The organism is Anaerosporobacter mobilis DSM 15930, assembly GCF_900142955.1.
In the GTDB taxonomy this organism is placed as follows: Bacteria; Bacillota; Clostridia; order Lachnospirales; family Lachnospiraceae; genus Anaerosporobacter; species Anaerosporobacter mobilis.
Window position 1 is genome coordinate 329,932 of the sequence record NZ_FRCP01000007.1, and the last position, 14,994, is coordinate 344,925.

Annotated in this window: 9 protein-coding genes; 1 reads left to right on the forward strand and 8 read right to left on the reverse strand. The window is 34.0% G+C overall.

Annotation, left to right across the window (positions count from 1 at the left end):
- Positions 1-3: 3 nt before the first annotated feature.
- The 6 genes from BUB90_RS06395 to BUB90_RS06420 all read right to left on the reverse strand — a co-directional run bounded on the left by BUB90_RS06395 (position 4) and on the right by BUB90_RS06420 (position 7,129).
- Entirely contained in the window at positions 4-324 is a 321-nt protein-coding gene (locus tag BUB90_RS06395) for a hypothetical protein (protein WP_084139127.1), read from the reverse strand.
- A 197-nt stretch (positions 325-521) separates the two neighbouring features.
- Positions 522-1,931 (reverse strand): hypothetical protein, encoded by a 1,410-nt coding sequence (locus BUB90_RS06400; protein WP_073284809.1) that lies wholly within the window; start codon positions 1,929-1,931, stop codon positions 522-524.
- A 323-nt stretch (positions 1,932-2,254) separates the two neighbouring features.
- Positions 2,255-3,682: a pyruvate kinase gene (gene pyk, locus BUB90_RS06405; RefSeq protein ID WP_073284812.1), complete on the reverse strand. Its 1,428-nt coding sequence runs from the start codon at positions 3,680-3,682 to the stop codon at positions 2,255-2,257.
- A gap of 109 nt (positions 3,683-3,791) precedes the next feature.
- Entirely contained in the window at positions 3,792-4,661 is an 870-nt protein-coding gene (locus tag BUB90_RS06410) for a rhomboid family protein (protein WP_073284815.1), read from the reverse strand.
- A gap of 273 nt (positions 4,662-4,934) precedes the next feature.
- Entirely contained in the window at positions 4,935-5,870 is a 936-nt protein-coding gene (locus tag BUB90_RS06415) for a magnesium transporter CorA family protein (protein ID WP_073284819.1), read from the reverse strand.
- Between the two features lie 473 nt (positions 5,871-6,343).
- Complete coding sequence (locus BUB90_RS06420) at positions 6,344-7,129, reverse strand: LysM peptidoglycan-binding domain-containing protein (RefSeq protein WP_073284823.1); 786 nt, start codon at positions 7,127-7,129, stop codon at positions 6,344-6,346.
- Between the two features lie 366 nt (positions 7,130-7,495).
- Here BUB90_RS06420 and BUB90_RS06425 point away from each other — a divergent pair, with 366 nt between their 5' ends.
- Positions 7,496-11,734 (forward strand): 2-hydroxyacyl-CoA dehydratase, encoded by a 4,239-nt coding sequence (locus BUB90_RS06425; RefSeq protein ID WP_073284826.1) that lies wholly within the window; start codon positions 7,496-7,498, stop codon positions 11,732-11,734.
- Between the two features lie 190 nt (positions 11,735-11,924).
- Here BUB90_RS06425 and BUB90_RS06430 read toward each other — a convergent pair whose 3' ends face one another.
- Positions 11,925-13,517 carry a DUF4340 domain-containing protein gene (locus tag BUB90_RS06430; RefSeq protein WP_073284830.1) on the reverse strand — a complete coding sequence of 531 codons (1,593 nt, stop codon included), beginning with the start codon at positions 13,515-13,517 and terminating at the stop codon, positions 11,925-11,927.
- Complete coding sequence (locus tag BUB90_RS06435) at positions 13,517-14,977, reverse strand: GldG family protein (protein ID WP_084139129.1); 1,461 nt, start codon at positions 14,975-14,977, stop codon at positions 13,517-13,519. The genes BUB90_RS06430 and BUB90_RS06435 overlap by 1 nt, the downstream gene beginning before the upstream one ends.
- Between the last annotated feature and the right edge of the window lie 17 nt (positions 14,978-14,994).

Below are 14,994 nucleotides of genomic sequence, written 5' to 3' on the forward strand. Positions count from 1 at the left end.
TCTTCACCTACCATTTTCTGCAAAGTATTCTCTCGCGTGAAAATCTCCTGTTTCATTATATACATCTTCAATCATTCTTACAACTAAACGTTTCGCGCTCTCTTTTCCCCGTGCGAGTCCAAGGATATAGATTTTATTTCTCCTATAATGTTGAAACATTAATTCATTCACATTCATTATATCGAATAAATTGTTTTCATTAGATGCAAGGGCTATACAGTAGATACCAATCGACGGTTTATTCTCTTCAATTGCAGTTTTGATTTTATCAACATTCTTGATAATACGGTCATCCATATACAGTTTATGATACCATGTAATCATTCCGATATCCCCCTCTAAATCATTTGCCATAGCATCTATAAGTATATACCTAAATTTTTCTAGTTATTCATAGCCTTACAGTAACCATTATGACTAGCTAACACGTGGGCAACTACTTCGGTTTCTTAATAGTAATGATACTGCCGAACTGAGTAATTTCTTACTCTGTCGACAGTACCCACTTTAACAAATTATTTTTATTCTTCTGACATAATATCTTTAATGATGCTATAGCAAGCATTCTTTTCTGCTTCATCTTTACATTGATTTAAAGAGTTTGCTACATATTCAGAGATTTCATCTGAATTATTAAAAAATACTGGCATTTTGTTTAAAGTACTTGCCATCACAGCACGAACTACACATTGTGGAACTTTATCAAACATCTTAGCAAGATTTTTGAATAATGCAGTAGTTACTTTTTCAATGTACGCATCATCAGCTAATTTAGTTGATACTTTCGCGTTCAAATCAACAAACATACTATTTCCAAGTAATTTCATACAAGTAGTTACACAAGCACCTTGTGTATCTAACATGAGACTCTTTAATTTCTTGCCTGACATAGTCATAACATCTTCATAGCCACCCTCTAATAAAGCAATTTCTTGCATTGAAGATTCCATTGCACCTTCTAATTTAGAAAGCTTGTCCATCTCTTTCTTTTCAAGTTCTTTTTCAGCACCTTCTAAGAAACAAGCGTTAACATGAGCAACTAATTCTTTACATAACGTTTCTTCCTTCATCTCAGCATTCTGATAACCTACTGTTAAGTTATATGCATATAAGCAGTTTACAATTTCTTGTAATTGCATATATAAATCTGAAATTTCTAACAAATCAATCGCACGGTCTTGGACCATTCCGTTTAAACGATAAAATTCTGGTTTCGTTAAATTCTTAAAATCTGCTGATTCAATTTGAGTAACCGCTTTATAAAGCTCTGGAAATTGCTTTTTCATCTCTTTTGGTCTCTCTAATGTAGTTGCCGATTTAATCATATATAAATATCCATCTACAGAACTTCTTTCACTACCTTTATAGATTGAAATACTATCTTTTAATAAATCATAGTATTTTGTCTTAGTCATTCTAACTGGTAATTGTCCTATGATTTCTTGAACTTTTGTATTAATAATAACATTATCATTATTTGAGAAGATATAATTTATAATTTCTCCAGTGAAAACATCTACATCGAATTCCTCAATCTCATCAGCATATTTGTCTTCAATACGATTTAAAACATATTCATATAATTGCATAATGTCAGCATATGCTGTGATAGATTTCATTCTAGACATAATCTCTTGACGAACCGCATCAATTTCTTCCACTTTTGTTACACGATTACTTTCATCAAACCCATCTAACATAGTTTCTTTTACTAATTGGTTAACTTGTTTTAAGATATCTTCTACTTGATCAATTTGTTTATTATGCTTTTCAGAAATCACCTCATATAACATGACATATTTCATAGTTAAATCAACGAAAGAATATCTATAATAAGCAGATAAGGAATAATTCATATATTGTGGTAGATATACTTCTATTTCTTTATTATCTCTTATGTTTTTTAGTAATTGATTTACACTTAAACTCATATTTAAAACCTCACCTTGTAATTTTATACTGCCAGCTAAAAATATACAACAAAAGCACGCTCCACAGCTTTCTGTTGCCACGAATAATAAAATCGCTAATTACTATTATAACAATAAAACGATATATACGCTACCATTTCATATAATTTTTTTGTTATTTTATAAAATTTTAGTAAATTTCACGTATTCTAGGCTGATTTGGAACAGGCCATCGTACTAAGATTGGTAATTTTACCATAATTCTTAACACGACAGCCTGTCTACATTTTACTTATTTATTTATATCAACTATACTATCTTAGTATTAACCAGTTGGATAATAATTAATCTTCGATAATAACCGCTTTGATCATGTTAGTAACACCAGTTTTACTTGTTGGTACACCTGCTGTTAAAATCATAATATCGTCTTTTTCAACGAAGCCTCTTGCTTTTACATCAGCTACAGCATTATCTAAAAGAGAATCAGTCGAATTAACTTCATTAACTTTAACTGGAACTACTCCCCAGAATAATTGCATTTTTCTTAATGTATTGTCAAGTGGTGATAAACCTAATATAATTGATTGAGGTTTTAATTTTGAAACTAAACGTGCAGTATAACCTGAGAAACTTGAAGCAGCGATAACTTTAGCATTTAAGCTGCTAGCAGTTGCTACTGCTGAATAGCAGATACCACTTGATACGCTCTTACTTCTATGAAGACTGTTCATATCAAGAATTCCATCATAATCAAGGTGCGATTCAGTTTCTACAGCGATGCTTACCATTGTTTGTAACGCTTCAACAGGATATTTACCCATTGCAGTTTCACCAGATAACATGATTGCATCTGTACCATCATAGATTGCGTTAGCAACGTCAGTTACTTCTGCTCTTGTTGGTCTTGGGTTACGAATCATTGAATCTAACATTTGAGTTGCTGTAATAACTGGCTTATATGCATCATTACATTTTTGGATAATCATCTTTTGGATAAATGGAACTTCAGCTGCAGGAATTTCTACACCCATGTCGCCACGTGCAACCATGATACCATCTGATTCTTCAATAATTTCATCGATGTTTTGAATACCTTCTTCATTCTCAATTTTAGAGATGATTGCCATATCAGAGTTTGCGTCATTTAAAACTTTACGAATTTCTCTTACTGCATCTGCATTACGTACGAATGAAGCTGCTACAAAATCTAATCCTTGTTTTACACCGAAGATGATATCTTCTCTGTCTTTTTCTGTAATTCCTGGTAATTTAACACTTACGCCAGGAACGTTAACACCTTTACGGCTTCCTAATAGACCACCATTAGTTACTTTACAGAAGATTTCTTTATCAGCAACTTTTTGTACAGTAAGTCCAATTAAACCGTCATCGATAAGAATGGTATCACCTTCTTTAACGTCTTCTGGTAGTTGAGTATAAGTAATAGAAACTTTGTTCGCATCGCCTTCAATTTCTTCAGTAGTTAATACGAAATCTTGTCCTTCTTGTAATTGTACTTTCTCATCATTAACTAACATACCAGTTCTGATTTCAGGTCCCTTGGTGTCTAATAATATTGCGATTGGTAAACCAAGTTCTTCTCTAACTTGTTTAATCATGTTGATTCTGTTTAAGTGTTCTTCATGATCACCATGTGAAAAGTTTAATCTGGCAATATCCATACCGTTCTTTGCTAAAGCACGGATATTCTCGATATTGTCCATATTTGGTCCCATCGTACATACTATTTTCGTCTTTTTGTTCATCATTTTTACCATCCTATTCTAATTACATATATAGTTACTACGCACACAATACATATCATTATGTACCTAGGTTCTCACAATTTTATTTTCTAACTACCCATTCTCGCCAATATTATTTTTTAACATGAGTATGCGTAAAAAGGTGTTCCATGCAATATTCGTAATTACCATCGCATTTGGAACAAAAACGAAATTCTAGATTTTCATCATCTTTTTCCGTTCTACCACAAACTGCACATTTATGTCTAGTAATAGTTTTTGAACGATTCACCTGTTTTTGATAGGTTCTTCTACGTTTCTGTGCTGCTGGTGATATTCTTCTGTAATTTCTAGTTGCAAGAAAGAAAATTACAAAGTTCAGCAATGCTACTATTATTGAGATTGCCATTGCTAAATAAAAATTTCTATAAAATGGATTTGTAGCTGAAATAGCATATCGAACATACTTAAATATATCATAACCTATTATTGCTGCATAAATATATGCTAAATGTTTTACCTTAACTGGTAACACAAAGAATAATAGAAACTGTACGTTCGGAAAAATCGCAGCAAAAGCAAAGAACATGGAACGATTAATAAAAGTAAGTCCCATTGGATAGCTTCCGCCAACAATAAAATAAAGTATTACTGCTGCTACAATATTAAACAAAATACCTGATAAATAATATAGATTAAATCGAAATGCTCCCCAAGCATTCTCTAAGGAACGCCCAATCATATAATATAGATACATCTCTATTGCAAAGAAAAAGATACCAAGACCACCACTTAAAGTTGCTGGGTAAATGATGAATGTAACGAGCCTCCAAATTTGACCTTGGAACACTTTACCGATATCCAAACTTAGATATGCATCATAAAAATATGGATTGATTAGATATACTAACGCACCTAAAACATAAAGTGTTATTATATATTTCATCAAATCATGAATCGCATAACGACCGAATTTTTTCTCTAACTTATTGATAAACTTCATCTAACACACCTCTTTATTAGAATTGACTACTCTACGTAATCTAGGATAAGAATAACTAAGATTCTGTTTTAAGTCAATAAAAATTAGAAAATTCACAGAATTTTGATAAATCCTTTACCCTATTATAATAATTGTACTCATTACTTCCAAAAAAACTTTGCTTTCTTGGAATAAGATACTTGAGGTTATACCTTAATCTAATATACTTCTATCAAACATTAGAATAGGATTGTCATATTACAGCATACGACAACCCCAAATAATTAAAATCACTTAGAATAAATCTTTTTTTGCTAAAATGTATGCCACCAATGCTGTCAATACAAATGCACCTGCTGTTACAATGTAGAATCCATACTTTGCTTCCATTCCTGGTATATTAACAAAGTTCATTCCAAAAAAACTAGAAATCATTGTGGGAATGGATAATACAATTGTAACTGTAGCTAAGAATTTCATAACAATGTTAAGATTATTTGAAATAACCGATGCAAACGCATCCATTGTTCCACTTAAAATTCCGCTGTATATATTAGCCATTTCAATTGCTTGTTTATTCTCAATAATAACATCTTCAAGCAAATCAGTATCTTCTGGATACTGCTTTATATTCTCAGTTTTTAGTAATTTTTCGAGTACAACTTCATTCGCACGTAAGGAAGTCGTGAAGTAAACTAAGCTCTTCTCTAATTCTAGAAGTTCGATTAGTTCGCGATTCTTCGTTGAGGCATGTAACTTCTTCTCAACTTCTTCACTCTTGCGGTCAATCACACGAAGATACTGAAGATACGCACTTGCATTCTTATATAGAATCTGCAAGATGAATCTTGTTTTTTTGAAGGTGAAGAAATCTCTTACTCTCCCATCCATAAAGCTCTTCAGAATCGGAGTTTCTTCAAGACAGATTGTAATAATAGCCCCTTTTGTTAATAGAATTGCCAACGGGATCGTTACATATCGATTATTCTTGTTCCTTTCTTCTAACGTAGGGATATCAACAAGAATTAGCGTATATGCATCCTCAACCTCGATTCTTGAACGCTCTTCTTCATCTAAAGGAGCTCTTAAATCGTTAATATCAACCTGATATCGATCCGACACCTGTAGCAATTCCGTCGCAGTAGGATTTGTTAATGCAATCCAACAACCTTCCTCAAAATCGTTGATTTGACGCAGTCCATCGTCATATGTTTTGTATACTTCAATCATAGTCCGCTCCTATCTACTTCCTTTAGGATACTAGACAAAAAGCATACAAGAAAAATGGTATTTTGTTTTAGTGACTGTTATCTATGTATCCTAACGGAAGTGCGATTATATTTAATTTTCATGTTACCTTGTCCAAATAATAATGCCGTATGATGAATATTTTGCCGGCGACTACTCGGTCCACTTTCCATATAATCCACATCCTTTCTTTTGATAACAGTTTACACTGTGTTTCTAACCACATTTATTATATGTGTAACATTACCGTTTGTCAAACACTTTAAAAATAAATTATTTACCATATCGTTCCATGTTATCATTTGAAAGTTTATACGTGGTTTACATATTAATATGAAGTGGTTAGTCATTTTACTTATTATTCTAACTTTTTCACATAATTATGACATCTACTTTGCGAAAATAAAAGCTATCGATTTCTGTTACCTAGTGAACTCGACAGCTTATATTCTTTATTATTCGTTGATTTCTTCCTCTTCTCTTGGTCTTTTATCTGGTATATTAATTGTCATACCTGGTTTTAATAATACTGTTGACATATTATTGTTCTCAATAAAGTCTTCTAAATCAATATCAAACTTATCAAGTATATCTTTTAATGTCTCGGCATCTTTAATTATATAAGTAATTAGATTATTATTTGGTGCCGTAGGGATACTAGGTTGTTGCGGTGTTCCAGGTATACCAGTCATTCCTGTAGTTCCAGTCATTCCAGTCATTCCTGTTCTACTAGGCATTCCAGTCATTCCTGTAGTTCCAGTCATCCCAGTCATTCCTGTTCTACTAGGCATTCCAGTCATTCCTGTAGTTCCAGTCATTCCTGTCATTCCTGTTCTATTAGGCATTCCATTCATTCCTGTAGTTCCAGTCATCCCAGTCATTCCTGTTCTACTAGGCATTCCAGTCATTCCTGTAGTTCCAGTTATTCCTGTTCTACCAGTCATTCCAGTCATCCCAGTCATTCCATTTTCAACAGGCATTCCATTCACTCCAGGCATATCAGACATTTCTGGCATTTCTGGAACACAAGGTGCATTTCCCGTACAGATGTTACCAATACCACCCATGTTTGATATAGGAACACAAATTTCATCGCCAACTTGTAAATTATATACATCTACATAAGGATTTGAACGCATAATTAAAGCTAATGGTATATTATACATTCTGCTAATAGCATACAAAGAATCCCCTTTCTTAATAACGTGAACTATCCCTCTACAAAAATCAAAATTCCTCATTCTTGCCTATCCTTTCTTACATATAAATATTCATAAAGCTTATACAGTACTAATATATTCAAAAGCCTGAAAGAATGTGTATAATTTGAATAATGTTATGTGAGCTTGGCAATGGTTTTCTTCATATTAAAATGTTGTTTACAAAATAAGTTGAAGAATTCGTTTCTTTGTCGTATAATAGTCATGATTATCGGAATATTTAATCAACTTAGTTATAGGAATAGATATTCTTTTAATCAATATTATGTGTATACAACTTTCTAATAGGAAGGAAGTTCTAATATTGTAAGGCTGACGCGCGGTACGTATCACGAACGCCAAGGCATTCTTTAATAATCGAGGAGGGACAGCGTAAGCTGGTTACAAATGAACAATACAATTTATACTCTCGGTATTGATATCGGTTCAACAACTGTTAAAATCGCAGTTCTTGATGATCATCATACCATTTTATTTTCTGACTACGAACGGCATTATGCGAATATTCAAGAAACATTACATACGCTTTTAACGAAAGCATATAACGAATTAGGCAACTGTTCTATAGCTCCTGTAATCACAGGATCAGGTGGTCTTACGTTATCAAAGCATCTTGATGTTCCATTTGTTCAGGAGGTTGTTGCGGTATCCACTGCATTACAAAACTACGCGCCTCAAACTGATGTCGCAATTGAGCTTGGCGGAGAAGACGCTAAAATTATATATTTCACAAACGGTATCGATCAAAGAATGAACGGAATCTGTGCTGGTGGTACTGGTTCTTTCATAGATCAAATGGCAACATTATTAAAAACCGATGCGATAGGATTGAATGAATATGCGAAAGATTATAAAGCAATCTATCCTATCGCTGCTAGATGTGGTGTCTTTGCTAAATCAGATATTCAACCTTTGATTAATGAAGGTGCAACGAAACAAGATTTATCCGCTTCTATTTTCCAAGCAGTTGTTAATCAGACAATCAGTGGTCTTGCTTGTGGTAAACCAATCCGTGGAAACATTGCATTCCTTGGTGGCCCACTACACTTCTTAACCGAATTGAAAAACGCTTTCATTCGAACTTTAAATCTTACACCAGAAAACACAATTGCACCGGATAATTCTCATCTATTTGCCGCTATTGGTTCTGCACTAAGTAGCAAACTCGATGGTCTTACGACAATTGAAAAGATGTTAACAAAACTTTCTTCAAAGATACAAATGGAATTTGAAGTTTCCCGTATGGAGCCATTATTCAACAATGAAGAAGAATATAATGATTACACAACACGTCATGCTGAACATACCGTGTTAAAGGCAGACCTTAAAACATATGAAGGGGACTGTTTCTTAGGTATTGATGCAGGTTCTACAACAACCAAAGTGGCATTAGTAGGTGAAGATGGCTCACTGTTATATTCCTTCTATAGTAATAATAATGGTAGCCCTTTGAAGACAACAATCAAAGCAATCAAAGAGATCTATACGATTTTACCTGACAGTGCTAAGATTGTACGTTCTTGTTCTACGGGATATGGTGAAGCACTTATTAAGGCAGCTTTATTATTAGATGACGGTGAAGTAGAGACCGTATCACATTATTACGCAGCGGCATTCTTTGAACCTAGTGTGGATTGTATCATCGATATCGGTGGACAAGATATGAAATGTATCAAAATCAAAAATCAAACCGTAGATAGTGTACAATTAAATGAAGCTTGTTCTTCCGGTTGTGGCTCTTTCATTGAGACATTCGCCAAATCACTTAACTATGAGGTAGCTGACTTTGCTAAAGTTGCTTTATTTGCTAAGCACCCAATTGATCTTGGTTCAAGGTGTACCGTATTCATGAATTCCAAGGTTAAGCAAGCGCAAAAAGAAGGTGCTGGAGTTGATGATATCTCAGCTGGTCTAGCTTATTCTGTAATTAAGAATGCATTGTATAAGGTTATTAAACTATCCGATCCAAAGGACCTTGGAAAGAATGTAGTTGTTCAAGGTGGTACATTCTATAATGATGCTGTTTTACGAAGCTTTGAAAAGATTCTTGGACGTGAAGTAGTACGTCCTGACATTTCAGGTATTATGGGTGCTTTTGGTGCTGCGTTAATTGCTAGAGAGCGATATACTGAGGGTTCTGAAACAACAATGCTTTCCATTGATAAAATCAATTCTTTGAAATTCGAGACTTCTATGGCTCGTTGTAAAGGTTGTACGAATAGTTGTCTACTAACAATTAATCGCTTTACTGGTGGAAGACAATTTATATCTGGTAATCGTTGTGAACGAGGTCTAGGTAAGGCAAAGAATAAAGACAATATTCCTAATCTATTCGAATATAAGCTAGAGCGAATGTTTAATTACACTCCTCTTGAACAAGATAAGGCATACCGTGGAACTGTTGGGATTCCTAGGGTGTTAAATCAATACGAGAACTATCCATATTGGTTTACTTTCTTTTCAGAACTTGGGTTCCGGGTTATCTTATCACCAGATTCAACACATAAGATGTATGAATTAGGCATCGAATCTATACCAAGTGAATCGGAATGTTATCCTGCTAAGCTTGCACATGGCCATGTTATGTGGTTAATTAAACAAGGTATTGATTATATCTTCTATCCTTGTGTTTTCTATGAACGAAATGAAGTACCAGGTGCTAATAATCACTATAACTGCCCAATCGTTACTTCATATGGTGAAAACATTAAGAATAATGTAGACGAACTTAATGGAGATTCCATCTTCTATCAGAATCCTTTCTTAGCATTTACATCAGAAGAGATTCTAACCAAACGACTAATTGAAGTATTTAAAGAAAGTCATAACATACCTGCTAGTGAAATTAAAGCTGCTGCTCACGCTGCATGGACTGAATTATGCCAAGCTAAAAAAGATATTGAGAAAAAAGGTGAAGAAACAATTGCTTATCTTAATGAGACAGGAAGAAAAGGTATTGTATTGGCTGGACGTCCTTACCATATTGATCCTGAAATCAATCATGGTATTCCAGAATTAATTACCTCGTACGGTGTTGCTGTACTTACTGAAGATAGTATAAGCCATCTTGGCAAAATAGAACGTCCTCTTATCGTTATGGACCAATGGATGTATCATTCCAGACTCTATGCCGCTGCCGCTTATGTTAAGACCATGCCAAATCTAGAATTAATTCAGCTTAACTCTTTTGGATGTGGTCTTGATGCAGTTACAACAGATCAAGTTAGTGATATCTTGACTGATGCAGGCAAGATTTATACAGTTCTTAAGATTGACGAAGTTAATAACTTAGGAGCAGCTAGAATACGTATCCGCTCGCTGTTATCAGCTGTTCGTGACCGTGAAAAGAAACATCTAGATTTAGCTAAAACAACTACTTCTTATGAACGTGTAATCTTTACGGAGAAGATGCGAGAAGAATATACCTTACTTTGCCCTCAGATGTCACCAATACATTTTGACTTCGTAGAAGCTGCTCTTCATTCTGTAGGCTATAATGTCGTTGTCTTGAATAACGATAATAAGCATGCTGTTGATGTTGGACTAAAATATGTTAATAATGATGCTTGTTATCCTTCTTTAATGGTTGTTGGACAAATTATGGAAGCACTGTTATCTGGTCAATATGACATTAACAAAACAGCTATAGTAATTACTCAAACTGGCGGAGGTTGTCGTGCTACGAATTATATCAGTTTTATTCGTAGAGCCCTACGCAAAGCTGGTATGGAGCATATTCCTGTTGTATCCATCAATACGGTTGGTCTAGAGAAAAATCCAGGATTCAAATTCACTCCAGCAGCTGTTAATCGTGCGTTACAAGCTCTTGTATATGGAGATGTTTTAATGCGTGTTCTCTACCGCACTAGACCATACGAAGCAGAAAAAGGATCGGCTAATGCCTTGTATGAAAAATGGCGTGACCGTTGTATTCAATCTGTACAGAATGGAAAACGTTCTGAATTCAAGAATAATATACGTAACATCATTAAAGATTTTGATGAACTACCATTATTAGATATAACAAAACCAAAAGTTGGTATTGTGGGTGAAATCCTTGTTAAATTCCTACCTGCTGCCAATAATCACTTAGTAGAATTATTAGAAGCTGAAGGTGCGGAAGCTGTTATGCCTGATCTAATCGACTTCTTCTTATACTGTTCCTATAATGCTAACTACAAATCCAAATACTTAGGACAGCCTAAGAAAGAAGCCTATATGAATAATGCTGGTATCTGGTTTATTGAACAATACCGAAAAGAGATGAAAAAACAATTAGCTGCAAGTAAACGCTTCGAACCACCAAAAGAAATCGATGATCTTGCTAAATATGCTGAAGATTTTGTATCCATCGGTAATCAGACGGGTGAAGGTTGGTTTTTAACAGGTGAGATGGTTGAGTTAATTCATTCTGGTGTTAACAACATAGTTTGTGCCCAACCTTTTGCATGCCTACCAAACCATGTAGTTGGTAAAGGTGTTATTAAAGTGTTACGTCAACATTTCCCAGATTCAAACATTGTAGCCGTTGATTATGACCCAGGCGCTAGTGAAGTTAACCAGCTTAATCGAATTAAATTAATGCTATCAACCGCGAATAAAAACCTTACGAAAGAAGTACATTAAGTAAAGTATACAAAAGAACGCATCTAGATAAACATTGACGAGCGTAATTTTGATAACATAGTTGATTACTATCTAAATAATGAAAAGACTGGACCCATGTATTCAAGACAATTGTATTGTTAATACGTGGATCCAGTTTTTTATATCGAACTAATCATATTGATAATTTAATATACTTTAATGAACCTTGTTACTTACTCGTAAATTCAGTTAACTCTTTTATAATTTTATCTACTGCTGCTTTTTCAACTAAGAAGTTCTCCTCACCATTAATCGATACGCGGTAGAAGTTAACACCATCATATGGAAGATAGCTTACGTGAAGTTCTTCCAAAGAATCAGAATTTCTAGTAAAATCAAATTCGTATACAGGTGTGGAATCACTCACCTCTTTTTTGATTTCTCCTACAGTTGTAATTCCAATTAAATCTTGATATAGATTCTTAAACTCCTTCTCTTCCACTTTATTACCGTTATAATAATATAAGCTATCAGATACTTCATCGCTAGAAACAGAATCTTGCGAATCATCTGCTTCGTCTTTTGTTTCTGTCTTCTTATCTGGATTCGGCGTAACAGCTAATGTATATGTTTTGCCATTTGCCTGTACAGTAAGATGGTCAAGACTTGTAATATCAACTAATTGAACTAGATTATTGACATAATCATAAGGGTTAATATCAAGCATTGCATCGATGGCAGATGTAGCAATTGTATATACTGCATTCTCATATTCTCTTCCATCTGCTTTTACTTGTATATAATATTCACCATCATCATTCTTATCACCAACAAGGATTTTTACTTTATGATCCGTACGTACTGTTGTTGCCTCTTGTTTCTCCTCATTCGTTGATGCTTCTTCGCCTGATGTACTTGTTGTTGATGTATCACTTGTCATATCAGTACTTACACTATCCTCTTCCATATTTGCACTATTCTCTGTTGTTTCCGTGTAATACGATAAATCAATTATAGCACTTGGATTATCCAATCCATATTTGCTTAAATCTGACCCCTTATAATCAACACATTCACTTAATGACACAGAACTATAACTTTCAAAGTATGAATCAAAATTGGTTGGATTACCCTTTTGTATTGTTTTATATGGTTTTGATATATTCCAAGCATTATATTCGCCTGCATCTGCCGCACTTTGATCATAATCTGCTTTGAATATAGGATTATTATCTTTCGTAACACTAATATTAGTAATATTAGTTGTCGTAATTACAGGAAATTCTTCTATTGATATCATTTCGGTTTGTGTATGATTGAATGCCGAATAAATACCTTCTGATACCGCATAAACAGTATTCTTGTCAGCAAGTTTAGCATAGTATCCAGAGCCAACACCTAATGAATCACCTATAGTAAGCTCAACCTTGGTATTGTCATCAGACGTTACAGTAACCACCAATGTAGGTTTGTCTAGACCATATTCGTCCAAATCTTCTGCTTCTTCTACTACAATTTTATCTGCCAACAAGTTTGATATATTACCTAACATATTGGTTATATAATCTTGATTAACTGGTGCTTTGGTATCGGACTGATCCAGCCATGTATTATCAGTTTTTTTATACGTTAGTGTTGTTCCATTCTTCGTATATGAAATTTCAGTAATTCTATCTGATTCCAAAGTTGTTAAGGTAATCGCATCCTCCGTAACTTCTTCTTCCTCTTTCTTATTAATTACGAGGCAATATAGAAGAATCATGAGGAGTAACACTCCAAGAAGGATTATTAATGTACCCGCTTTTTTCTTCTTTCTTGCCATTATCTCTTCCTCCTTCTTAAGCATACGAATACACCTGTTAGTATGAAGACTCCCGGAATAATTAGTATTGTAAAGACTGACCAATTATTTGCTTGTGCACTGGTTAATGTTACATAGTTATTATCGAAAGTTTTAGTTGGTATTGCTAATGTTTCAACAGAAACATCTGCCATCCAATTAATTGTGCTCAAGAACAAATCCGTATTTCCTAACTGTTCATAGGTGATCATAGAATCGTCTAAGAGATAATTAGAACCATAAACAACGATCTTAGTTTCTACATCATCAATTTTCTCTGTAATTGCTACACCTAGCGAGAATGGACCTGCAACATCCGTGTCTTCCTTATCATACACTTGTGACTCCATGTTTGTCTTCGCATATGCCTTATCCGATGTTTTTAATAGTTCTTCTATTGTCAAGGTGCTTCTAACATCGTCCATTACCTGAATTCCCTTTGTTGCTGGAACAACAACTGGTTTATTACTTGATTTTATGTCACTTGTTATGTCATGACTTGTTATGTCTGGTACAAGATACGTAGGCATCTTTGACATATGATGATTACTATCGCCTTCAATGACATAACTATCAACTAATGATACTCCGTAATAATTCAAGATACTATTGAAGTTAGGCATCTTATCCGTAGATACCGCATAATTGGCAAGTATAATTGCACTCCCACCATTCATTAGATAGTCCATTATTAATGTTGTTTCGTCATCTGTATAATCATATACAGGTCCATTTAACAATAAGAAGGAACAATCTTCAGGTATTTTATCAGCAGACAACGTATCCAATGTCTGTTTGTTTACATTTTGCTTAGCCAGATAGGATGCAAGTGTCGTGCTAACTTCTGTTTCTCCATGACCTTGCACTTCATACATCGTAGGTAATTCTTCTGATACCACATATTGAATTGCTGAGGTTATTTGTCCCTCAACATCAATTCCAGTAGTTGTTGATTGATACGTACTATAATCTACTGATTGAATTAACAGATCTGAATAAGGGATATACTTACTTCTTCCATTTGTCTCATCAACTACAATTATACTATTATCAACTACATTAGTATTTGTCTCCACATACTGACTTGCGAATTTCGGATATAATACTGGATCCTTCGTAACAACCGTAACATGATCCAATAGGTTATTATATTTGTCTACAATTCTTTGAACCATAGAAACTTCATTCCCAGACTCTACAATATAATAGATTTTAATATCATGATCGATATCTTTAACAAAATCCTTCGTAGCATCTGTTAACGTATATAATTTTTCATTACTAACATCTACCTTCAAGTCTAATTCACTAACAATCATATTTGCTATAAGTATTACTACTACTACAATTGTGGTTATTAAAGAACTATATGCACCTTGTTTGAACTTTCTATTGGTAAAAGATTGTTTGAATCTTTCCATTAATGATTTCTTCTCTTTCATCGCATGCTTCACTCCTT